This window comes from Streptomyces sp. AC602_WCS936 (assembly GCF_019049125.1).
In the GTDB taxonomy this organism is placed as follows: domain Bacteria; phylum Actinomycetota; class Actinomycetes; order Streptomycetales; family Streptomycetaceae; genus Streptomyces.
Genome location: NZ_JAGMUF010000020.1, coordinates 175,225 through 196,750 on the forward strand (window position 1 = coordinate 175,225; position 21,526 = coordinate 196,750).

At 71.7% G+C, this 21,526-nt stretch carries 19 protein-coding genes; 5 read left to right on the plus strand and 14 right to left on the minus strand.

Annotated features, from left to right (window positions below; translation table 11 throughout):
• Positions 1–100: 100 nt before the first annotated feature.
• Positions 101–1,180, minus strand: a complete 1,080-nt coding sequence (dapE, locus tag KUM03_RS09440) for a succinyl-diaminopimelate desuccinylase (RefSeq protein WP_217246576.1) — start codon at positions 1,178–1,180, stop codon at positions 101–103.
• Positions 1,181–1,327: 147 nt separating this feature from the next.
• On the opposite strand from dapE, the gene KUM03_RS09445 reads away from it, so the two are divergent.
• Both KUM03_RS09445 and KUM03_RS09450 read left to right on the plus strand, forming a co-directional pair.
• Positions 1,328–2,254, plus strand: a complete 927-nt coding sequence (locus tag KUM03_RS09445) for a heavy metal transporter (RefSeq protein ID WP_217246675.1) — start codon at positions 1,328–1,330, stop codon at positions 2,252–2,254.
• 322 nt (positions 2,255–2,576) lie between these two features.
• A complete protein-coding gene (locus tag KUM03_RS09450) occupies positions 2,577–3,008 on the plus strand; it encodes an ATP-binding protein (protein ID WP_217246577.1) in 432 nt (143 codons plus the stop codon).
• A 159-nt stretch (positions 3,009–3,167) separates the two neighbouring features.
• On the opposite strand, the gene KUM03_RS09455 is transcribed toward KUM03_RS09450, so the two are convergent.
• A complete protein-coding gene (locus KUM03_RS09455; protein WP_217246578.1) occupies positions 3,168–4,265 on the minus strand; it encodes a bifunctional succinyldiaminopimelate transaminase/glutamate-prephenate aminotransferase in 1,098 nt (365 codons plus the stop codon).
• Positions 4,266–4,362: 97 nt separating this feature from the next.
• Positions 4,363–4,680, minus strand: coding sequence for a ferredoxin (gene fdxA / locus KUM03_RS09460; RefSeq protein ID WP_005480604.1), 318 nt, complete (start codon positions 4,678–4,680; stop codon positions 4,363–4,365).
• A gap of 141 nt (positions 4,681–4,821) precedes the next feature.
• On the opposite strand from fdxA, the gene KUM03_RS09465 reads away from it, so the two are divergent.
• Complete coding sequence (locus KUM03_RS09465) at positions 4,822–5,829, plus strand: GNAT family N-acetyltransferase (RefSeq protein WP_217246580.1); 1,008 nt, start codon at positions 4,822–4,824, stop codon at positions 5,827–5,829.
• Between the two features lie 30 nt (positions 5,830–5,859).
• A complete protein-coding gene (locus KUM03_RS09470; RefSeq protein ID WP_217246581.1) occupies positions 5,860–6,753 on the plus strand; it encodes a transglutaminase-like domain-containing protein in 894 nt (297 codons plus the stop codon).
• Between the two features lie 88 nt (positions 6,754–6,841).
• Here KUM03_RS09470 and KUM03_RS09475 read toward each other — a convergent pair whose 3' ends face one another.
• The 4 genes from KUM03_RS09475 to KUM03_RS09490 all read right to left on the minus strand — a co-directional run bounded on the left by KUM03_RS09475 (position 6,842) and on the right by KUM03_RS09490 (position 10,983).
• Positions 6,842–9,058: a hypothetical protein gene (locus KUM03_RS09475; protein WP_217246582.1), complete on the minus strand. Its 2,217-nt coding sequence runs from the start codon at positions 9,056–9,058 to the stop codon at positions 6,842–6,844.
• A gap of 155 nt (positions 9,059–9,213) precedes the next feature.
• On the minus strand, positions 9,214–9,636 hold the full coding sequence (locus tag KUM03_RS09480; protein WP_217246583.1) for a DUF6113 family protein: 423 nt from the start codon (positions 9,634–9,636) through the stop codon (positions 9,214–9,216).
• Positions 9,633–10,505, minus strand: a complete 873-nt coding sequence (mshB, locus tag KUM03_RS09485) for an N-acetyl-1-D-myo-inositol-2-amino-2-deoxy-alpha-D-glucopyranoside deacetylase (protein WP_217246584.1) — start codon at positions 10,503–10,505, stop codon at positions 9,633–9,635. The genes KUM03_RS09480 and mshB overlap by 4 nt, the downstream gene beginning before the upstream one ends.
• A 283-nt stretch (positions 10,506–10,788) precedes the next feature.
• Positions 10,789–10,983: a hypothetical protein gene (locus tag KUM03_RS09490; RefSeq protein ID WP_029393692.1), complete on the minus strand. Its 195-nt coding sequence runs from the start codon at positions 10,981–10,983 to the stop codon at positions 10,789–10,791.
• Positions 10,984–11,169: 186 nt separating this feature from the next.
• On the opposite strand from KUM03_RS09490, the gene KUM03_RS09495 reads away from it, so the two are divergent.
• On the plus strand, positions 11,170–13,296 hold the full coding sequence (locus KUM03_RS09495) for a S9 family peptidase (RefSeq protein WP_217246585.1): 2,127 nt from the start codon (positions 11,170–11,172) through the stop codon (positions 13,294–13,296).
• A gap of 128 nt (positions 13,297–13,424) precedes the next feature.
• Here the strand turns inward: KUM03_RS09495 and KUM03_RS09500 are convergent, their stop codons facing one another.
• From KUM03_RS09500 to KUM03_RS09530, 7 genes are all read right to left on the minus strand, one after another.
• A complete protein-coding gene (locus KUM03_RS09500; RefSeq protein WP_217246586.1) occupies positions 13,425–14,531 on the minus strand; it encodes an ABC transporter ATP-binding protein in 1,107 nt (368 codons plus the stop codon).
• On the minus strand, positions 14,524–15,507 hold the full coding sequence (locus KUM03_RS09505) for an ABC transporter ATP-binding protein (protein ID WP_217246587.1): 984 nt from the start codon (positions 15,505–15,507) through the stop codon (positions 14,524–14,526). Before KUM03_RS09505 ends, KUM03_RS09500 begins: the two co-directional genes overlap by 8 nt.
• Positions 15,508–15,515: 8 nt before the next feature.
• A complete protein-coding gene (locus KUM03_RS09510) occupies positions 15,516–16,499 on the minus strand; it encodes an ABC transporter permease (protein ID WP_217246588.1) in 984 nt (327 codons plus the stop codon).
• Complete coding sequence (locus tag KUM03_RS09515; protein ID WP_217246589.1) at positions 16,492–17,415, minus strand: ABC transporter permease; 924 nt, start codon at positions 17,413–17,415, stop codon at positions 16,492–16,494. Before KUM03_RS09515 ends, KUM03_RS09510 begins: the two co-directional genes overlap by 8 nt.
• Before the next feature lie 9 nt (positions 17,416–17,424).
• Positions 17,425–19,053, minus strand: a complete 1,629-nt coding sequence (locus KUM03_RS09520) for an ABC transporter substrate-binding protein (protein WP_217246590.1) — start codon at positions 19,051–19,053, stop codon at positions 17,425–17,427.
• 236 nt (positions 19,054–19,289) lie between these two features.
• Complete coding sequence (locus KUM03_RS09525; RefSeq protein WP_217246591.1) at positions 19,290–20,435, minus strand: ABC transporter ATP-binding protein; 1,146 nt, start codon at positions 20,433–20,435, stop codon at positions 19,290–19,292.
• A 27-nt stretch (positions 20,436–20,462) separates the two neighbouring features.
• A complete protein-coding gene (locus tag KUM03_RS09530; protein ID WP_217246592.1) occupies positions 20,463–21,524 on the minus strand; it encodes an ABC transporter ATP-binding protein in 1,062 nt (353 codons plus the stop codon).
• Positions 21,525–21,526: the final 2 nt, after the last annotated feature.

Here is a 21,526-nt window from a genome sequence, read left to right on the forward strand (position 1 = left end):
CCTCCAGTTGCAGGTTCTTCCACCTCAGCGTAGATCTACGCGGGTTACGTACGAGGGACCTCAGCATGTCCGCCACGCAGCGGCCTAAACTCTCGCTGGATCACGCGGTCAGCCAGGACCGCAGGCGCTCCTCCCCCGCGAGGATCTTCGCCGTCTCCACCCGTTCGTCCCGCTTGTGCGCCAAGTGGGGGTTGCCGGGGCCGTAGTTGACGGCCGGTACGCCGAGCGCCGAGAAGCGGGACACGTCCGTCCAGCCGTACTTGGGCTGCGGGGTGCCGCCGACCGCCTCGATGAAGGCCGCCGCGGCCGGGTGGGACAGACCGGGCAGGGCCGCGCCGCTGTGGTCGTCGACGACGAACTCCGTCACCCCGCAGTCCGCGAAGACCTCCCGCACGTGGGCGAGGGCGTCCTCGGGGCTACGGTCCGGGGCGTAGCGGAAATTGACCGTGACCACGCACTCGTCGGGGATGACGTTGCCCGCGACCCCGCCCGTGATGCCGACCGCGTTCAGGCCCTCGCGGTACTCCAGGCCGTCGATCACCGGGTAGCGCGGCTCGTACGCCGCGAGGCGCGCGAGGATCGGGGCGGCGGCGTGGATGGCGTTGGAGCCCATCCAGGAGCGCGCCGAGTGCGCCCGCTCGCCCGTCGTCTTCAGCAGCACCCGCAGCGTGCCCTGGCAGCCGCCCTCCACCTGGCCGTCGGACGGTTCGAGGAGCACCGCGAAGTCGCCCTCCAGCCACTCGGGGTGCGCCTCGGCGACGTGCTTCAGCCCGTTCAGCTCGGCGGCGACCTCCTCGTTGTCGTAGAAGACGAAGGTCAGGTCGCGGTTGGGGGCCGGGACGGTGGCGGCGATGCGCAGTTGTACGGCGACGCCCGCCTTCATGTCGCAGGTGCCGCAGCCCCACAGCACGCCGTCCTCGTCCAGCCGGGACGGCACGTTGCCGGCGATCGGGACGGTGTCGATGTGGCCCGCCAGGATCACACGCTCCGCCCGCCCCAGGTCCGTGCGGGCCACCACGTTGTTGCCGTACCGCTCGACCGACAGGTGCGGCAGGGCGCGCAGGGCGCTCTCGACCGCGTCCGCCAAGGGCTCCTCGGTGCCGCTCTCGGAGGGGAAGTCGACGAGCCGCGCGGTAAGCTCCGCGGCGTCCAGCGTGAGGTCAAGCGGGGTATCGGCCATGGCTCCGACCCTAACGCCCCTGCCCTTTCGGGCATTGCTCGTACCGGGCGGACACCACTGGCTACCCTCCAGTACCTTGTACGCGTGCTTCAGCCGTCACCCGCCCGCAAACGCCGTGGCCGCCTTCTCCGTTCGGGGGCGGCCTTCGTGGTCCTGCTCTCGGTCGCCGGTTACCTGGCGGTGCAGTACGTCACCGGGGGCGCGGGCGCCCCGGGCTGCAAGGTGGTCTCCTCCGAGGACGGCCGGAAGGCCTACGAGTTCACGCCGGAGCAGGCGGTGAACGCGGCGACGATCACCGCGGTGGGCACCGCGCGCGACCTGCCCGAACGGGCGGTGACGATCGCGCTGGCGACCGCGCTGCAGGAGTCGACGCTGCGCAACATCGACCACGGCGACCGCGACTCGCTCGGCCTGTTCCAGCAGCGCCCCTCGCAGGGCTGGGGCACACCGAAGGAGATCATGAACCCGGCGTACTCGGCGGGCATGTTCTACGACCACCTGGTCGAGGTCCCCGACTACACCCGCCTCCCGCTGACCGTCGCCGCCCAGCGCGTGCAGCGCAGCGGCTTCCCGGACGCCTACGCCAAGCACGAACCGGACGCCGCGCTCCTGGCCGCCGCGCTGACCGGACGGTCCGCGGCGACGCTGACCTGCCAGGGCCGCCCGGGCACCACCCGGGACAAGGGTCCCGACGCGGTCCGCGCGGCGCTCGTGCGGGACTTCGGGCACGATGTGCTCCAGCCGGCCGGCGCGGAGGCGGGCAGTGGCGACGCCGCCGCCCCGGAGCCCATGTCCTCGCCGGCCGCCGGCGGCTCCGCCGACGCCGACCGGACCGTGACGCTGCCGGTCGCCGCGGCCGGTTCGGGCACGGAGGCGAGCCCGGAGCGACGCGGGTGGCAGCTGGCGCACTGGGCGGTGGCCAACGCCTCCTCGCTGCACATCCAGCGGGTCTCCTACGCGGGCCGGCAGTGGACGGCGGGGAACACCGACAGCAAGTGGCACCCGACGGGCGAGGGCGGCGCGCAGGGCGCCGAGCGGGCCGCGGGCTCGGTCCGGATCACCACCGCGCGGTAGCGGCCGCCCGTACGATCCGTCACCCCTGGGGGTTACTCGCGGCGGCGTCGTGTCGACGCGGCGCCCGCGTTTTCGGTGCCTCACCGTCCGATCCGTCGGAGGCCAGGAAAATCAAGGGCTGTAAGGATTCAGCAGACTTTCCGACCGGCTCCCTTTTGCCCGTTTTTATGGGCACCCGATAATGCGACGCATTACCAACTCTTTACGTTGTGCGTCCGCAACCTTCGTCGCCTTCGAGCGGTAGTCACTGCGTCCGAGCCCGGTCGATCACTCGCCGGGCACGGTCGGATTCCTCATCGTTGACTTCCGTCGAAGGAGCATCATGTCCCTCCCCCTGACCCGCCGGATCGCCCGTGCCGCGCTGCTCGTCGCTGCGGGAGCGGCCGCCGGGGTCGGTGCGGCCGGCTCCGCCAGCGCGGCTCCCGAACTGCCCGCCACCCCGAACCTCGGGGGACTGACCGCGCTGGACGGGGCGAACGTCGGCAACACCGTCGACGCCGCGGCCCAGAACGTCACCGAGACCGCGGGCGACACCGGCAGCAAGGCCGTCAAGAAGACCGTGCCGGCCGCGGGCAAGACCGGCGGCTCGCTCGTCAAGAAGACCACGCCGGTGGCGCAGAAGGCCGCGGGTGACGCGGCGGGTTCGGCCGGTGAGGTCGTCGGTGACACCGCGTCGACGGCCACGGACAGCGGGCTGCCGACGGACGCGCTGGGCACGGGCGGGCTGCCGGTGCAGGGTCTGCCGGTCGGCTAGCGCCGGGCTTGTACGGCGCCGGGGCCCAGGGATTGCTTCCCTGGGGCCCGGCGTTTTGCGTGCCTACGCCGGTGCGGTGGGCGTTTGTTGGCCGGGGGCCCGGCATTGGTGGCTGTGCCCACCCGTTCCGCCCCAGCGGAACGACTGCCCACAGCCGCGTCAGGCCGTCAGGCGGGACACCGCCTGTTGGACGCGTTCGTCCGTGGCTGTGAAGGCGACGCGGATGTGGTTGGTGCCCGCGGGGCCGTAGAAGTCGCCGGGGGCGACCAGGATGCCGTGGTCGGCCAGGTGGGCCACCGTGTCCCAGCAGGACTCGTCGCGGGTGGCCCAGAGGTAGAGGCTGGCCTCGCTGTGCTCGATGCGGAAGCCGTGGCCGAGGAGCGCCTCGCGCAGGGCCGTGCGGCGGGCCGCGTAGCGGTCGCGCTGGACGCGGACGTGCTCGTCGTCGCCGAGCGCCGCCACGACCGCCGCCTGCGTCGGCGCGGACGTCATCATGCCGCCGTGCTTGCGGATCTCCAGGAGGGGCCCCAGGACGCCCGGGTCGCCCGCCAGGAAGGCCGCGCGGTAGCCCGCGAGGTTGGAGCGCTTGGAGAGCGAGTGGACGGCGACCAGGCCGTCGTACGAGCCGCCGTTGACGTCCGGGTGCAGGACGGAGACCGGGTCGGCCTCCCAGCCCAGCTCCAGGTAGCACTCGTCGGAGACGACGAGGACGCCGTGCTCGCGGGCCCAGGCCACGATCCGGGTCAGGTCGGCCTTGGACAGGACCTTGCCGGTCGGGTTCGACGGGGAGTTGAGCCAGAGGAGCCTCAGGCCCGTCGGGTCCAGGTCCGTGGGGTCGTCGTACGCCTCGTACTCCGCGCGGGCCAGGCGCGCGCCGACCTCGTACGTCGGGTAGGCCAGGCGCGGGAAGGCCACCTTGTCGCCCGGGCCGAGGCCCAGCTGGGTCGGGAGCCAGGCGACGAGTTCCTTGGAGCCGACGATGGGCAGGACGTGGCGGTGGGTGACGTCGCGGGCGCCGAGGCGGCGCTCGACCCAGCCGGTGATCGCGTCGCGCAGTGCCGGGGTGCCCCAAACGGTCGGGTAGCCCGGGGAGTCCGCCGCATCGACCAGGGCCTTCTGGATCAGTTCGGGGACGGGGTCGACCGGGGTGCCGACGGAGAGGTCGACGATGCCGTCCGGATGCGCGGCGGCCGTCTTCTTGTACGGCTCCAGCTTGTCCCAGGGGAAGACGGGAAGGCGGTCGGAGACTGCGGACACGGTTGGTGGCTCACTTTCGTCGGTACGGCGAACGCCTCGGCCCCGTACGGCGCCGATCGGGTGACCGGGCCGTACGGGACCGAGGCGGCGCGAGTGCTTACGCCTGCGGCGGCAGCGCGGCGACGAAGGGGTGATCGCGCTCGATCAGCCCCAGCTTGCTGGCGCCGCCGGGCGAGCCCAGCTCGTCGAAGAACTCGACGTTCGCCTTGTAGTAGTCCTTCCACTCCTCCGGAGTGTCGTCCTCGTAGAAGATCGCCTCGACCGGGCAGACCGGCTCACAGGCGCCGCAGTCGACGCATTCGTCCGGGTGGATGTACAAGGACCGCTGGCCCTCGTAGATGCAGTCGACCGGGCACTCCTCGATGCACGCCTTGTCCTTGACGTCGACACAAGGCTGCGCGATGACGTAGGTCACGCTGTCGTTCCTCCTCGATACGGGCGCTGGCGGGCCTCCTCAGGCTCCGCCGCCTGGCGCGCGGGAGCGCGGCGTCGTCGATGCCCGCCCCTAGTATCTCCGTTCTTGGGCATGATCCGAACAGGAGGGGTGCACCGACCCGTGGAAATCTCTGCCGCAGGCCGTCTCGAAGTCCGCATCACCGCCGCTGACGTGGGCAAACGAGTCTCCGTACGGCGCTTGAACGAAGCCGGCGCCGCGGCGGAGAAGTTCACCGACACGGTTGGTGTTCTCACATCATGGGACAACGGTGTGCTGCTGATCACACGAAAGAGTGGCGAGAGCGTCCGCATACCCGAATCCTCGCTGGTCGCGGGGAAGGTCGTGCCGTCCGCTCCGGCGCGTCGCCGTGGTCCCGCCGCCTCCTACGAGGAGCTGGCGCGCGCCGCCTCGCGGGCCTGGCGGCCGGTGGAGAGCGAGTGGCTCGGCGACTGGGAGCTGCGGGCGGCCGGCGGATTCACGCGGCGGGCCAACTCCGTGCTGCCGCTCGGTGATCCGGGGATGCCGCTCGACGAGGCGCTGACGACCGTACGCCGCTGGTACGGCGCCCGCCGCCTGCCCGCGTACGTCCAGACCGCCACCGGTGCCGAGGGCGCGCAGGAGCTGCTGTGCGCGGAGCTGGAGCGGCGGGGCTGGGTGCGGGAGGTGACGGCCGAGGTGTGGACCGGCGGGCTCGCGCCGGTCGCCGACCGGGCGGAGGGCGCCGGCGTCGTCCTGTCCCGGGAGGCGGACGAGGCGTGGCTGTCGCGGTACCAGCGCAAGGGCGTGAGCGACGTGGCCCTGCGGGTGCTGGGCTCCGGACCGTCGGTGTGGTTCGCGACGGTGCCCGGCGCCGACGCCCCGGCGGCGGTCGGGCGGTGTGTCGTGGACGGGCGGTGGGCCTCCTTCGCGGCCGTCGAGGTCGATCCCGCGCAGCGGCGCCGGGGGCTCGCCACCGCCGTGATGGCCGCGCTGGCCCGGCGGGCGCTCGACGAGGGCGCGTCGGCGGCGTGGCTCCAGGTCGAGGCCGACAACCCGGCGGCGCGGGCGCTGTACACCGGGATGGGCTTCGCGGCGCATCACGCGTACCACCACTACCGGGAGCCGGCGGACGCCGGTACGGACCGGTAACCGATCGCCGTGGAAGGGCACGAGCCAGTCATGCGTCACCCACGTTCTCCGCAGCCCCCGTCCCCGGAACGCTCCGCCGAGGTGCGGCGGCTGTTCGCCGAAGAGGCGCGTTCCGAGCGGCCCGACCTGTCGACGCTGTGCCTGCTGGTGGGCGCGGAGGCGGACGGGGCGCTGGACGGCGCGGGGCTGGACGCCGCGCAGGTGGAACTGGACCGGCTGGCCGGGGAGCTGCCGTTCCGGCCGGGTTCGCCGCGGGCCTGGGCGGTGGCACTGCGGGACCTGCTGGGCGAGCGGTACGGGTTCCACGGAGTCGCCGCGGACTACCAGCGGCTGGAGTCGTCGCTGCTGCACGAGGTGCTGCGGCGCCGGCGCGGGCTGCCGATCCTGCTGTCGGTGGTGTGGCTGGAGGTGGCCCGGCGGGCGGGTGCGCCGGTCTACGGGGTCGCGCTGCCGGGGCACTTCGTGGTCGGCTTCGGGTCGGAGCTGGGCCCGGCGTTCGGGTCGGAGGAGGAGGACGAGCGGCGGGTGCTCGCCGATCCCTTCGACGGGGGCCGGCTGCTCGAGGGGAACGACGCGGAGGTGCTGGTCGCCGGGGCGACGGGGGCGGGGTTGCAGCCGTCGATGCTGGAGCCCGCGGCGCCGTTGGACGTGGTGGCGCGGATCCTGAACAACATCCGGGCGTGGGCGGCGGGGCGGCCGGAGCAGTCGGCGGTCGGGCTGTGGGCGATCGAGCTGGCGCTGCTGCTGCCGGCGCATCCGGCGCGGCTGCGGTACGAGCGGGCGCGGTTGCTGGTGCAGCGGGGGGAGTTCTCGGCGGGGGCCGGGGAGCTGGAGGCGTACGCGGAGGTCGTGGAGGCGGTGGACGAGGAGGCCGCGGAGCGGGTTCGGGAAGAGGCGCGGGGGGCTCGGGCGATGCTGAACTGAACGCCGGACAGGCCCTGGGGGTGGCCGCCGTACGACGCGAGGGGCGCCCGGCGAGTGCCGGGCGCCCCTCCTCCTGCTCGGTGGGTCGTCAGCTGGGGTTGGTCTCGATGACCGCCACGCGGTCGGTCTTGCTCTTCAGGGCCTGGCGCAGGGCGCCGTAGACGTCCTGGGGAGTGACGGCCGTCTTCTCACCGTTGGCCCGGGCGATGAGCACGCCGTCGAAGGTCTGCCCGTACAGGCCCTTGAGGGCGTTCAGGTCGGGCTTGTCGACGAGCTTGCCGTTGACGGAGGTGACCCTGAGGAACTTCCACAGCGACTTCTCCGGGCTGAACGCGATGCTGTGCGCCGGGTCCGTCTGCACGGTCACCTTGGCCGACATCGCCGGCTCGGCGAACTCCTTCATCATCCGGTCGACCTCGGCCTTGGAGACCGTGGGCTGCTGGGTGGTCGTCGGCACGTTCACCGGGGTGGCGGTGCCCGTCTCGACCTGGGCGCGGTACGCCTCCCGCACGGCCTCGGTGGACTTGGCGACGTCGATGCCCTTGCCCGGCTTGCCGTACACGGGGACGGCCTTGCCGGACTCGAACTCGATCGTGCCCTCGGTCACCGATCCGGCGCCGCCCGCGGCGTCCTCCAGGGCGGCGTGCAGCTTCTCCTCGTCGACGGGCATGACCGGCTCGACGACCCGCTCCTGGCCGAAGAGCGAGCCGATCACGGAGACCGGGTTGTAGTCGCTGGTCGCCGCGTTGCTGGCCGTGGCCTGCGTGTCGAGCTGGAGCCCCGCCTGGTCCGGCTTCAGGGAGACGGTGTCGCCGCCCACCGTGAGCTTGAGCGGCTTGGCCGCGCGGGCCCCGAGGACGTCGTCCAGCTTCTCGACGGCGTCGTCTCGCGTGCTGCCGCCGATGTCGACGCCGAGCACGGTGGTGCCCTTCGGCACGTCGGAGCGGTTCATGAGCAGGCCGGCGCCGTAGGTGACACCGGCGACGACGACCAGGCCGCCGACGAGCAGCGGGAGCTTCCCGCGCCCCTTCTTCTTGGCGGGCTTGGCGGAGCTCGTCGGGGGCGCGGAGACCGGCTCGGGCAGCTTCGGGGGCGTGTGCGGCGACGTCCCGTCGACGGGCGCGCCCCGGAACGGCGCGGTGCGTTCCGACGGTACGACGGGGATGCCGCTGGTGACGGTGTTGCCGGAGACGTTGTCCGGGTTGCCGCGGGTGCCGGGCTCGGGGGCGGGCTTCTGCGGGGTGAGGATCGCGGTGTCGTCGCTGAGCCCGCCGCCGGGACCGGGCCGGGCGGCGCCGGGACCGGCGCCGGGGCCCTGCGGCCCGCCGGGGCCGCGCAGGCCGTTGGGTTCGGGACCGCGCTGTCCGCCCGGCACGCCGGGGCCACCGGGCAGACCGGGACCACCGGCCGGCGGCGCCAGGGCGCTGTCGCCGGTGACCGGACCGCCCGTCGGGCCCGCCGGGCCCTGGGGGCCGCCGTACGGGGACTGCCCGTTCGGTCCGTGCTGCCCCTCGCGGGGTCCGGGAGCCCGGCCGCCCTGCCCGTCACCCGGGAAGTACGGCTGGTCGTCGCCGCCCGGACGGGTGCCGTTGCCGGTGCCGAGCGGTCCCGCCGCCAGCGCCTCGGTGACGTCGAAGGAGCCGGTGCCGCCGCCGTGGCCGGGCGCCACGGGACCGCCGGTCGCACCGGAACGGCCGGCGCCGCCCCCGGAACCGGACCGGGAGCCTCCGGGGGCGTTCATGGAACCGACGACGCCACCGGGACGGCCACTCCCGCCGCCCGGACGCGCGCCCGCACCGGAAGCACCCGGGCCGGAGGCGCCGGGCGCACCGGGCGCGGTCCCCGAACCACCGGCCGTACCGCCGCCGTTGGTGGAGCCACCGCCCTGAGCGCCCTTGCCCGGACCGGACTTGCGCGGCGCGAACCAGTCGCTGGCCGGCTTGTCCTCGGCGGGCCTGGCGTGCTGCTCGGGCTCGGCGGGAGCCTCCGCGACGCCGGGGGCCGGCGCGGAGGCGCTCGGCTCGGTCCGCCCGGCCGTCTCCGCGTCACCGGCGTCGGTCTCGGTGTCGGCGACGGGCTTGCGCACGACGACCGGCGGGATGGGACGCGACCCGGGGATGTTGATTTTGATACGGGTCGTCAGCGTCGTCTCGGTCTTGCGCTCCTCGGGCCGCGGGGCCGAACGGCCCGCGTCCGCACCGGCGTCGGAAGCCGTGGGTGTCCCGTAGGGCGGGGTGCCCGACGGGTAGGCGGCTCCGCCGCGCCCGTGGGGCCCGGAGGACGAACTGTCAGTTTCACGACTCAAGGCAGGTTCTCCCGGTTGGCTCCGCCGCCCGTCACACCTTCAGCGGGCGGCTCGGCGGCGCGCACCACCATACTGGCCGCCTCTCGCGTGTATCCCGTGACCGCTGGGGAAACCCACACCGGACTCGCACGCCGACGCCACGGCGAAGCGGTACGTCACTTGCGAAGTCGGACGGCGTCGCCGTCCGGTTGCCGCACCGGTGCGAGGGTGGCGCACATCACAGCGATGGCGATGCCGCCGAGCAGGAAGAGATAGGAGCCGCTGCCGACGGCGAAGAGGAAGTCGCCCTCCGGCCGGCTGGTGGTGAGCAGGACCACGGCGAGCGCCCAGCCCGCGGCGGGCGCGACGGCTCCGCCCCGGCGTCCCACGGCCCGGCCCGCGCCGAGGCAGAGGCCCGCCTCGGCGGCCAGCGCGAGCAGCAGCCCGCCCGGGAACCACGCCGGCTGCACCAGCGCGCCCGCCACGCCGACCACGGCACCGAGCACGAAGAGACCGAGGTAGAGGGCGGCCCGCCCGAGGGACGGCGGACGCAGCGGCTGGGCCAGGGCGGAGTTCGTCGGTCCGGTGCGGCCGCTCACGACGCCTCCTGGATGCCGGTGCCGGCGAAGAGATCCGTCTCGCGCCCGTCGCCGGGGCCGCGCTCGCCGCGCACCAGTTCGTAGTACTCGGTGGTGAAGAGCGGCTGGGCCAGTTCGTTGGAGAGGACGAAGTACGGCCCGTCCACGGTGATCTGCGTGGCGTGCGCGCGCATGGCGGCGGCCTTGGCCGCGTGCGTGAAGCCCTCACCGCGGATCTCGGTGGTGATCAGCTCGTCGTCCACGACGCCCGGTACGTCCCCGACGCCGGCCGCCTTCTCGAAGGGCAGCAGCGGCAGCTCCTCGTCCAGCCGGGTGAAGGCGTCCTCGGCGACGGAGCGCGGCACGCGGTTCCAGTAGACCTTGGCGACGGGGCACCCGGCGTCGGCCGCCAGCTCCACCGCCCGCATGGCGATGCGGTGGGCCTGGATGTGGTCGGGGTGGCCGTAGCCGCCGTCCGGGTCGTAGGTGACGAGGACCTGCGGCCGGACCTCGCGGATCACCTCGACGAGCAGTTCGGCGGCCCGGTCGACGTCGGCCTGCCACAGGCAGCCGGGGTCGTCGTTGTCGGGCAGGCCCAGCATCCCGGAGTCCGCGAACCGGCCCGGCCCGCCGAGCAGCCGGAAGTCCTCGACGCCGAGCGCGCGCATGGCGGCGGCCAGCTCCTGAGCGCGATGCCCGCCGAGGGCGGCGCCGGTCAGGTGCGCGAGCCCGGGCGGGATGACCTCGCCCCGCTCACCGAGGGTGCAGGTCACCAGCGTCACGTGGGCGCCCTCGGCCGCGTACCTGGCCATGGTGACGCCGTTGTTGATCGACTCGTCGTCCGGGTGCGCGTGCACCAGCAGCAGACGCCGGGAGGGCAGTTCCGTCATGGGCTCCACCCTATGAGGCCGCGGGGTCGTCCACGTAACGCGGGAAACCGTCAGGACCCACGCACACGCTGCGCAGAGCCGGGTCATGGATTGTGTTGTCGTGCTGCCCGGCAGGGGAAGAGGTCGTCGCCTTCGCCCCGCCGCGTGGGCCGGCTTCGTGCCGTACGCGGCCGGGGGCTGACACACCCTCCCGAAACCGTGAGCAAGTGGCACCTCACTGTCATCCGGGCGCTCACCCGAGCGCCCGGATGACAGTAAGGGCCGGAGTGCTCACGCTTTGTCGTCAGAAGTTGATGCTCCCGATCATCCCCGCGATGTTCGTCGTCAGCTCACTGATCGTGGGCGCGACGGTCGAGGAGGCCAGGTAGAAGCCCAGCAGCATGCAGACGACCGCATGCCCCGCCTTCAGGCCTGACTTCTTGACCAGCAGGAAGACGATGATCGCCAGCAGCACAACCGCCGAAATCGAGAGTGCCACGGCGGCTCACCTCCAATAAGCCCAGGGACATGGGGAGTCGGACGCAGTCGAACCTTGGGACAGATAAATGCACGCAGCGGGCACCTGGTTGATACCCACTATGCGCTAGTGATCATAACTATCCGTGCGCGCGCATCTCTCGGCGCACGGCCGCACAAGGGGGCGCATGGCCAATATGGTCAAGGCATGACGACCGAGTCCGACTCCTTCCCCAAACGGCACGCCCGCACCCAGCGGTTCACGCTCGGCGCGCCGCGTTCGTTCACCGTGGCGCCCGACGGTTCACGGGTCGCCTTCCTGCGCTCCGGTTCCGGTACGGACCGGGCCAACGCCCTCTGGGTCCTCGACGTCGAGGAGGGCGGTGAGCGCGTCGCCGCTGACCCGCGCGCCCTCCTCGGCGGCGCCGAGGAGCATCTGCCGCCCGAGGAACGGGCACGGCGCGAACGCAGCCGCGAGGGCGGCGCCGGCATCGTCGGCTACGCCACCGACGCGGCCCTGGAACTGGTCTCCTTCGCCTTGTCCGGGCGCCTCTTCGCGGCCGAGCTGCGGGCCGGGACCGCCCGCGAACTGTCCGTCCCCGGGCCGGTGATCGACCCGCGCCCCTCCCCCGACGGCCGGCACATCGCCTACGTCGCCCGGGGTGCCCTGCGGGTCGTCGGGGCCGAGGGGGACGGCGACCGGGCGCTGGCCGAGGCGGACGCGGAGGGCGTCACATACGGGCTCGCCGAGTTCATCGCCGCCGAGGAGATGGGCCGCAGCCGGGGCTTCTGGTGGGGGCCGGAGTCGGACCGGCTGCTGGTGGCGCGGGTGGACGACACGCCGGTGCGGCGGTGGTGGATCTCCGATCCCGCCCATCCCGACCGTGATCCACACCACGTCGCGTATCCGGCGGCGGGCACCGCCAACGCGGACGTACGGCTGTTCGTGGTCGGGCTGGACGGGGGGCGCACGGAGGTCCTGTGGGACCGGGCGCGGTACCCGTATCTGGCGCGAGTGCACTGGTCGGCGGCGGGTGCCCCGCTCCTTCTCGTACAGGCGCGCGACCAGCGCAGCCAGTTGTTCCTGGCCGTGGACACCGAGTCCGGGGCGACCCGGATGGTGCACGCCGACGAAGATCCAGTTTGGCTGGAACTTTTCCCCGGCGTCCCCTGCTGGAGCCCCTCAGGACAGCTCGTGCGGATCGCCGACGAGGGTGGCGCGCGCGTCCTGGCGGTCGGTGAACGGCCGCTCACCGGAGCCCAGTTGCACCTGCGGGCCGTGCTCGACGTGTCCGGCGACGACGTGCTGGTCTCCGCGTCGGCCGGCGAGGAGGCGGAGGGGCCCGAGACGGGCGAAGTGCACGTCTACCGGGTGAACGAACTCGGCGTGGAGCGCGTCTCGCAGGAGCCCGGCGTGCACTCCGCCGTGCGCTCCGGGAACGTGACCGTTCTGGTCTCGGCGACGCTCGACCGGCCGGGGGCCCGGGTGCAGGTCCTGCGGGACGGGAAGCCGGCGGCGGTCGTCGCCTCTTACGCCGAAGACCCCGGTTTGTCCCCGCGCGTGACACTCACCCAGGGGGGCGCACGCCGTGTCCCGTGCGCCGTGCTTATGCCAAGGGACTACCACGGTGACACCCCCCTCCCCGTCCTCCTGGACCCGTACGGTGGCCCGCACGGCCAGCGCGTCGTGTCCGCGCACAACGCCCACCTCACCTCGCAGTGGTTCGCCGACCAGGGATTCGCGGTGGTCGTCGCCGACGGACGGGGCACCCCGGGCCGCTCCCCCGCCTGGGAGAAGGCCGTCAAGGACGACGTCGCCGCCGTCGTCCTCGAGGACCAGGTGGACACACTGCACGCCCTCGCCGCCGACTTCCCGCTGGACCTGAGCCGCGTGGCCATCAGGGGCTGGTCCTTCGGCGGCTACCTGGCGGCGCTGGCCGCGCTGCGCCGGCCGGACGTCTTCCACGCCGCCGTCGTCGGCGCTCCGGTCACCGACCTGCGGCTGTACGACACCCACTACCAGGAGCGCTACGTCGGCCACCCCGACGAGCAGCCGGAGGTCTACCGCCGCAACTCGGTCATCGACGACGCGGGACTCGTCGACGCCGCCGAGCCGCACCGGCCCATGATGGTCATCCACGGGCTGGTGGACGACAACGTCGTGGTCGCCCACTCGCTGCGGCTGTCCTCGGCCCTGCTGGCGGCCGGCCGCCCGCACGAGGTGCTGCCGCTGTCCGGCGTCACGCACATGACCCCGCAGGAGTCGGTCGCCGAGAACCTGCTGCTGCTCCAGGTGGACTTCCTCAAGCGGTCGCTGAACATGCCGCGGGCCTGACGTCACCCGTGTGCGCCAACGGCTTTAACACGCGGGCAACTTCACCGAAGCGGTACCGATATACGGACGCGCGAAGCTGATCGGCGTACGGCCGTGCGGGTGCCGTGAGCGGGCCGGGGAGCACCATGTCACCCCGGCCCGCTGCCGTGTCCGCCCTCCTCCGCACTGTCCTCCCGGTGGGCGCCGTGCGGGTGGGGCGCGCCGGTCTCCTCCGGCGGCACCACCTGCTTCTCCTCGGCGAAGTGGCACGCCGAGTCGTGAGCGGCGGGGCCCTGGACGCCCCGGAACTCGGCGGGCACCGCGAGCGCCGGCACCTCCAGGGCGCAGCGCTCCCGCGCCTTCCAGCAGCGGGTGCGGAAACGGCAGCCGGAGGGGATGTTGGTCGGGGACGGGACGTCACCGGCCAGGATGATCCGCTCGCGGTGTTCCCGGGCCTCCGGGTCGGGCACGGGCACGGCGGACAGCAGCGCCTGGGTGTAGGGGTGCGTCGGGTGGTCGTAGATCTCGGCGTCGCGGCCGGTCTCCACGATGCGGCCGAGGTACATCACGCCGACCCGGTCGGAGATGTGCCGGACGATCGACAGGTCGTGGGCGATGAAGATGTAGGAGAGGTCGAACTCCTCCTGGAGGCGGCCCATCAGGTTGATCACCTGGGCCTGGACGGAGACGTCGAGGGCCGAGACCGGCTCGTCGGCGACGATGATCTCGGGGCGCAGGGCGAGGCCGCGCGCGATGCCGATGCGCTGGCGCTGGCCGCCGGAGAACTGGTGGGGGTAGCGGTTGATGTACTCCGGGTTGAGGCCGACCACGTCCAGCAGGTGCTGCACCCGCCCCCGCCGGTCGCCCTTCGGAGCCACCTCCGGATGGATGTCGTAGGCCTCCCCGATGATGTCGCCGACCGTCATGCGCGGGTTGAGGGAGGTGTAGGGGTCCTGGAAGACCATCTGGATGTTGCGGCGTACGGCCTTCAGGGCCTTTCCGGACAGCCGGGTGATGTCCTCGCCCTTGTAGCGGATCTCGCCGGACGTCGGCTTCTCCAGGTTGACCAGCATCTTGGCGACCGTGGACTTGCCGCAGCCGGACTCGCCGACGATGCCGAGGGTCTCGCCGCGGTCGAGGTGGAAGTCGACGCCGTCGACCGCCTTCACCGCGCCGACCTGCTTCTTGAAGAGGATGCCGGTCGTCAGCGGGTAGTGCTTGACGAGGCCGGTGACCTGAAGGATCGGCTCAGCCATGCAGGCACTCCCTCCAGAAGTGGCAGGCGCTGCCCCGCTCGGCGTCGGACTCCGTCACGTCGTACAGGGGCGGTACGTCGGTGCGGCAGACGTCCTGGGCCATCGGGCAGCGCGGGTGGAAGGCGCAGCCGGGCGGGATGCGGGTGAGGTTGGGCGGCAGACCCTTGATGGCGTACAGCTCCTGGCCCTTCTGGTCCAGGCGCGGGATCGACTCCAGCAGGCCGCGGGTGTAGGGGTGGGCGGGCGCCTTGTAGATGTCGTGGACGGGGGCGGTCTCGACGATCCGGCCCGCGTACATCACCGCGATCTTGTCGGCGACGTCGGCGACGACGCCGAGGTCGTGGGTGATGAGGATCAGGCCCATGTGCAGCTCGCGCTGGAGTTCCGCGAGCAGGTCCATGACCTGGGCCTGGACGGTGACGTCGAGGGCGGTGGTGGGCTCGTCGGCGATGATGAGCTTCGGCTCCAGGGCCATCGCCATGGCGATCATGATGCGCTGGCGCATGCCGCCGGAGAACTGGTGCGGGTACTGCCGCACCCGCTCCTTCGCGGCCGGGATGCGGACCCGGTCCATCAGCTCCACGGCCTTGGCGCGGGCGTCCTTGCGCGACATCCCCCGGTGCACGGTGAACATCTCGCCGAGCTGATCGCCGACGGTGAGGACGGGATTGAGCGAGGACAGCGCGTCCTGGAAGATCATCGCCATCTCGGCGCCGCGGACCTTCCGGCGTTCCTCCTCCTTCAGTTTCAGCAGGTCCCGGCCCTCGAAGAGGACCTCGCCGGCGGTGATCCGGCCGGGCGGCATGTCGAGGATGCCCATGACGGTCTGGGCGGTGACGGACTTGCCCGAGCCGGACTCACCGAGGACCGCCAGGGTCTCGCCCGCGTCGACCCCGTAGCTGACGCCGTTGACGGCCTTGGCGACGCCGTCCCGGGTGTGGAACTCCACGTGCAGGTCGCGCACTTCGAGCAGCATGCGGCGACTCACCTCAGCTTCGGGTCGAGGGCGTCGCGCACCGCGTCGCCGAGCATGATGAACGCGAGGACGGTGATGGCGAGGGCTCCGGAGGGCCAGAGCAGGGCGTGCGGGGCGTTGCGTACGTAGGGGGCGGCGGCGGAGATGTCGATTCCCCAGGAGACGCTGGGCGGCTTGAGGCCGACGCCGAGGAAGGACAGGGTCGCTTCAAGGGAGATGTAGGTGCCGAGCGCGATGGTCGCCACGACGATGACGGGGGCTACGGCATTGGGTGCGATGTGGCGCAGGAGGAGGCGGGAGTTGGAGGCGCCCAGCGCGCGGGCGGCCTGCACGTAGTCGTTCTGCTTCGCCGTGATGACGGAGCCGCGGGCGATGCGGGAGATCTGCGGCCAGCCCAGCAGCACGATGAAGCCGATGACCGGCCAGACGGTGTTGCTGGTGATGACGGAGAGCAGGACCAGGCCGCCGAGGACCACCGGGATCGCGAAGAACACGTCGGTGATCCGGGACAGGACCGCGTCCCCCGCGCCGCCGAAGAACCCGGCGAGCCCGCCCAGCACGCTGCCGAGCACGGCGACCCCCAGCGTGGCGAGGACGCCGACCGCCACCGACGTACGGGCGCCGTAGACGGTGCGGGTGTAGACGTCGCAGCCCTGGCCGTTGAAGCCGAAGGGGTGGCCGGACTGGGAGCCCTCCTGGGCCTTGGCCAGGTCGCACTTGAGGGGGCTGCCGGAGGCGATCAGGGACGGCCAGACGGAGATGACGATCAGGAAGAGGATCACCAGGGCCGAGACGATGAAGACGGGGTTGCGGCGCAGGTCGTGCCAGGCGTCGGACCAGAGGCTGCGGGGCTTGTCGCGCGGGTCCGCCCCGTCCGGTCCGGGCGGCTGCTCCAGGGTGACCGCCTCGCTCGCGCCCAGGTCCATCTGCCCGCCCATGCCGGTACCGGCGACGGCGCGCTCGGGCTCGTAGGGCTGCTGGTGGTCAGGCATAGCGGATCCTCGGGTCGAGTACGGCGTACAGGAGGTCGACGAGGAGGTTGGCGACGAGGAAGACGAGGACCAGGACGGTGACGAAGCCGACGACGGTCTGGGTGTTCTGGCGCAGGATGCCCTGGTAGAGCTGGTAGCCGACGCCGTGGATGTTGAAGATCCGCTCGGTGACGATGGCGCCGCCCATCAGGGCGCCGATGTCGGTGCCGATGAAGGTGACGACGGGGATGAGGGAGTTGCGCAGCAGGTGCCGGGTGATGACCCGGTGGCGGGGCAGGCCCTTGGCGATGGCGGTGCGCACGTAGTCGGAGCGCCGGTTCTCCGCGATCGAGGTGCGGGTGAGGCGCGTGACGTACGCCAGGGAGACCGAGGCGAGGACCAGGCCGGGGACGATCAGCTCGCGGAAGGGTGCCTCGGTGGAGACGGCCGGGTCGATCCACCCCCACTTGACGCCGAGGAGGAGCTGGAGGAGGAGGCCGGTGACGAAGGTGGGGACGGAGATGACGACGAGGGTCAGGAGCAGCACCCCGGTGTCGACGGGGCGGCCGCGGCGCAGGCCGGTGACGACGCCCAGGATGATGCCGACGACGATCTCGAAGAGGATCGCCACGACGGTCAGCCGGATGGTGACCGGGAAGGCGGTGCCCATCAGCTCGGTGACCGGCTGACCGTTGAAGGCGGTGCCGAAGTCGCCGGTGAAGAGGTTGCCCATGTAGGTGACGTACTGCTGCCACACGGGCTGGTCGAGGCCGAACTCGTGCCGCAGTTGCGCGGCCGTCGCCGGGTCGCACTCCCGGTCGCCGCAGAGTCCCGCGATGGGGTCGCCCATCACGTTGACCATCAGGAAGATCAGCAGCGTGGCCCCGATGAAGACCGGGATCATCTGGAGCAGCCGCCGGACGACGTAGCGTCCCATGGCGCCCCCTCAGCCGACCTTGATCTCGTTGTAGACCGGGACGCTGAACGGGTTGAGCTCCACGTTGGACAGCCGCTCCGAGTAGCCGGCGCTGCCGTTCTGGTACCAGAGCGGGATGGCCCCCATCTCGTCCCGCAGGACCTCCTCGGCCTGCTGGAAGAGGTCGATGGCCTTGGCGGTGTCGGTCTCGGCGTTGGCCTGGTCGACGAGCTCGTCGAACTTCTCGTTGGACCACTTGCCGTCGTTGGAGGAGGCGTTGGTGTAGTAGAGCGGCTGGAGGAAGTTCTGGATGAGCGGGTAGTCCATCTGCCAGCCGGCGCGGAAGGGGCCGCTCATCTTCTGGTCGGTGATCTGGTTGCGGAAGTCGGCGAAGGTGCCGACCGGGTTGCCGACGCAGGCGCGGTCGTTGTCCAGGGCGTTGTTGATGGAGTTGCAGACCGCGTCGACCCACTGCTTGTGGGAGCCGGTGTCGGCGTTGTACGTGATCTTGACCTGGCCGCCGGGGAGGCCGCCGCCGTCCTTGATCAGCTGCTTGGCCTCGTCGGGCTTGTACTGGCAGGCCTCGCCGCACAGGCCGGCCTTGTAGCCGCCGTCCTCGCCGAGGACGGGTGAGGTCCAGTCGGTGGCCGGGGTGCGGGTCTGCTGGAAGATCGTGTCGGTGATCTGCTTGCGGTCGATCGCCATGGACAGGCCCTTGCGGACCTTCTCGGCGCCGGGCTTGCTCCAGTCGTTGTCGTAGAACGGGAAGGCGATGGTCTGGATGATGCCGGCGGGGGTGTTGATGTACCGGTCGCCGAGGTCGCTCTTGACGTTCTTGAGCTGGGCGGCGGGGATGTCGTCGACGAGGTCGAGGTTGCCGGCCATCAGGTCGGTGTAGGCGGTGTTGTTGTCGGTGTAGACCTTGAGGTCGACGCCGCCGTTCTGCGCCTTGTCCGGGCCGGGGTACTCCTCCCACTTCCGCAGGGACATCTGGGAGCCGCGGGTGTAGTTGTCCACCATGTACGGGCCGTTGCCGATGGGCTTCTTCAGCCAGGCGTCGTGGTCGTCGAAGAAGGCCCGGGGCAGCGGCGCGAAGGCCGGGTAGCCGAGGGTGTCGGGGAAGGTGGAGAACTTCTGGCTGAGCCTGACGGTGAAGGTGAGCGGCCCGGTCACCTTCAGCCCCGAGAGGGTGTCGGCGCTCTGCTCGCCGCTGACGGGATGCACCTTGTCGTAGCCGTCGATGTACGCGAAGAAGTACGCGTTGCGCTGGTTGTTCTTCAGGCTGGCGCCGTAGTTCCAGGCGTCCACGAAGGACTGGGCGGTGACCTTCTCGCCGTTGGAGAAGGTCCAGCCGTCCTTGACGGTGATGGTGAAGTTCTGCGAGTCGGAGGTCTCGATCTTCTCGGCGAGCATGTTCTGCGCCTCGCCGGTCTCCGGGTCGTACTTCTTCAGTCCCCGGAAGATCATGTCGAGGACCTTGCCGCCCTGCACCTCGTTGGTGTTGGCCGGCTCCAGCGGGTTCTGCGGGTCGCCCCAGGAGGAGCTGAGCACGGCGCCGGCGTCTCCCCCGCCGCTTCCGCCGCCGCCTGAGCAGCCCGTCGCCGCGAGGACCGCCGCCGCCGCGCAAGCGGCCCATTTTGCGTGCCTGACTCCGCGCATGGGGTGCCTCCTCGTGCCCTGACCCGTCCGGCTCGTTCCCCGACGCGTCCGCTGTTCTCTCCGCTGATCCATTACCGGCCAGCATCAGGGGGCGGGCACGAAAACGCCCGTTCGTCCGGTCCGTACGGGTACGGCACTGCTCCGGACGGGGGTGCCGGACACACGGGGACACACGAGAACCGGGGCGGGAGCTCGTGCTCCCGCCCCGGTTCCGGGGTGCCGTACCGGTCGCCGGCTCAGCCCTTGGCGAGCTTCGCGCCGTCGCCGTCGCCGTCCTCCAGGGCCTTCAGCCCCCGGTCCATCACCACGTCCTCGGCCCGCGCCTCGATGGTGGGTTCCTCCGGGAAGTGACAGGCGGTCAAGTGACCCGCCCTGCTGCCCTCGATGCGGACCAGCGGCGGCTCCTCGGTCGCGCACTTGTCCTGTGCCTTCCAGCACCGGGTGCGGAACCGGCAGCCGGACGGCGGGGCGATCGGCGAGGGGACGTCGCCCTCGAGGCGGATGCGCTCCCTCTTGTCGCCGTCGATGTCGGCTTCCGGCACCGCGGACAGCAGCGCGTGGGTGTACGGGTGCCGGGGCCGGGTGTAGATCGACTCACGGTCCGCGATCTCCACGATCTTGCCGAGGTACATCACCGCGACGCGCTGCGAGAAGTGGCGCACGATCGCCAGGTCGTGGGCGATGAAGACGAACGCGATGCCCATCTCCCGCTGCACTTCCTGCAGCAGGTTCACCACCTGGGCCTGGATCGACACGTCCAGCGCCGAGACCGGCTCGTCGGCGACGATCAGCTTCGGCTCCAGGGCGACGGCGCGCGCGACGCCGATGCGCTGGCGCTGACCGCCGGAGAACTCGTGCGGGAAGCGGTTGTAGTGCTCCGGGTTGAGACCGACGATCTCCAGGAGCTCCCGGACGCGCTTCTCACGGCCGCCGGGCGGGTTGATCCCGTTGATCTCCATCGGGCCCGAGATGATCGTGCCGACCGTCTGCCGCGGGTTCAGCGACGCGTACGGGTCCTGGAAGATCATCTGGATCTCGGACCTGATCGGCGCCAGCTGCCGCCGGCTGGCGCGGGTGATGTCCTGGCCCTTGTACTGGATGTTGCCCTGGGTGGGCTCGTACAGCCGGGTCAGCAGCCGGCCGGTGGTCGACTTGCCGCAGCCCGACTCGCCGACCAGGCCGAGGCTTTCGCCCGGGTAGACCTCGAAGTCGACGCCGTCGACGGCCTTGACGTGGCCGACGGTGCGCTTGATCGGGAAGCCGCCCTTGATCGGGAAGTGCTTCGTCAGGCCGCTGACCTTGAGGAGCGGTCCGCCGTCGCCGTCCCGCTGCTGCGGGATCGGGTCGGCCACCGCCGTGGTCGTCTTGCTGTTGTCGCTCATGGTGATGCCCCAGTCGCCGGTTTCCGCTCAGCCCAGCCGGGGCTGAATCTTCTCGATGAACGCCTGCTGCCGCTGTTCCCCCGTCAGGTGACAGGCCGCGGCCCGCCCGGCGGCGAGCGCCGGCCGCTCACCGGAGCAACGGTCCCCGGACACCTTGTCGGTGAACGCGCACCGCGGGTGGAACGCGCAGCCCGAGGGCGGGTTGAGCAGCGAGGGCGGCGACCCGGGAATGGGCAGCAGCGGCTCGTCCACGTCGGACGCGAGCCTCGGCATGGAGCCCAGCAGCCCCCAGGTGTACGGGTGCTGAGGCGTCTTGAGCACCTCGCGCACCGACCCGCGCTCCACGGCCCGGCCCGCGTACATCACGAGGATGTCGTCGGCCATGTTGGCGACCACGCCGAGGTCGTGGGTGATCATGATGATGGCGGAGCCGAACTCCTGCTGCAGGTCCTTGAGCAGGTCGAGGATCTGCGCCTGCACCGTCACGTCGAGTGCCGTGGTCGGCTCGTCGGCGATGAGCAGGTCCGGGTCGCAGGCGAGCGCCATGGCGATCATGGCGCGCTGCCGCATACCGCCGGAGAACTGGTGCGGGTAGTCGTCGACCCGCTTCTGCGGATGCGGGATGCCGACCTTCTCCAGCAGGTCGATGGCGCGCACCCGGGCGTCCTTCTTGGAGGCGCCGGTGTGCTTCATGAACGGCTCGCCGATCTGCCGGCCGACCGTGTAGTACGGCGACAGCGCGGTCAGCGCGTCCTGGAAGATCATCGCCATCTTCTTGCCGCGCAGCGTCTCCAGCTGCTTCTCACCGGCGCCGGTCAGCTCCTGGCCGTCCAGCGTGATCGACCCGTCGATGGCGGTCTTCCGGCGGTCGTGCAGGCCGAGGACGGCCAGGTTGGTCACCGACTTGCCGGAGCCGGACTCGCCCACGATGCCGAGGGTCTTGCCGCGCTCCAGGTCGAAGGAGAGCCCGTCCACCGCCTTGACGACGCCGCCCTCGGTGGAGAAGTGGACCTTGAGGTCGCGCACCGAGAGGAAGGCGTCCCCCGAGGCGGCGGCAGCGGCCTCTTCGGGCTTGGTCTGAGTGGTCACGG

Excerpts from the sequence above, each read along its gene's own strand:
- dapE (WP_217246576.1), bottom strand. The coding sequence starts at position 1,180 with ATGGCCGATACCCCGCTTGACCTCACGCTGGACGCCGCGGAGCTTACC.
- KUM03_RS09510 (WP_217246588.1), bottom strand. The coding sequence starts at position 16,499 with ATGCCTGACCACCAGCAGCCCTACGAGCCCGAGCGCGCCGTCGCCGGT.
- KUM03_RS09500 (WP_217246586.1), bottom strand. The coding sequence starts at position 14,531 with ATGGCTGAGCCGATCCTTCAGGTCACCGGCCTCGTCAAGCACTACCCG.
- KUM03_RS09520 (WP_217246590.1), bottom strand. The coding sequence starts at position 19,053 with ATGCGCGGAGTCAGGCACGCAAAATGGGCCGCTTGCGCGGCGGCGGCG.
- KUM03_RS09450 (WP_217246577.1), top strand. The coding sequence starts at position 2,577 with ATGTCCCTCCCCCTGACCCGCCGGATCGCCCGTGCCGCGCTGCTCGTC.
- KUM03_RS09470 (WP_217246581.1), top strand. The coding sequence starts at position 5,860 with ATGCGTCACCCACGTTCTCCGCAGCCCCCGTCCCCGGAACGCTCCGCC.
- KUM03_RS09515 (WP_217246589.1), bottom strand. The coding sequence starts at position 17,415 with ATGGGACGCTACGTCGTCCGGCGGCTGCTCCAGATGATCCCGGTCTTC.
- mshB (WP_217246584.1), bottom strand. The coding sequence starts at position 10,505 with ATGACGGAACTGCCCTCCCGGCGTCTGCTGCTGGTGCACGCGCACCCG.
- KUM03_RS09505 (WP_217246587.1), bottom strand. The coding sequence starts at position 15,507 with ATGCTGCTCGAAGTGCGCGACCTGCACGTGGAGTTCCACACCCGGGAC.
- KUM03_RS09525 (WP_217246591.1), bottom strand. The coding sequence starts at position 20,435 with ATGAGCGACAACAGCAAGACGACCACGGCGGTGGCCGACCCGATCCCG.
- KUM03_RS09495 (WP_217246585.1), top strand. The coding sequence starts at position 11,170 with ATGACGACCGAGTCCGACTCCTTCCCCAAACGGCACGCCCGCACCCAG.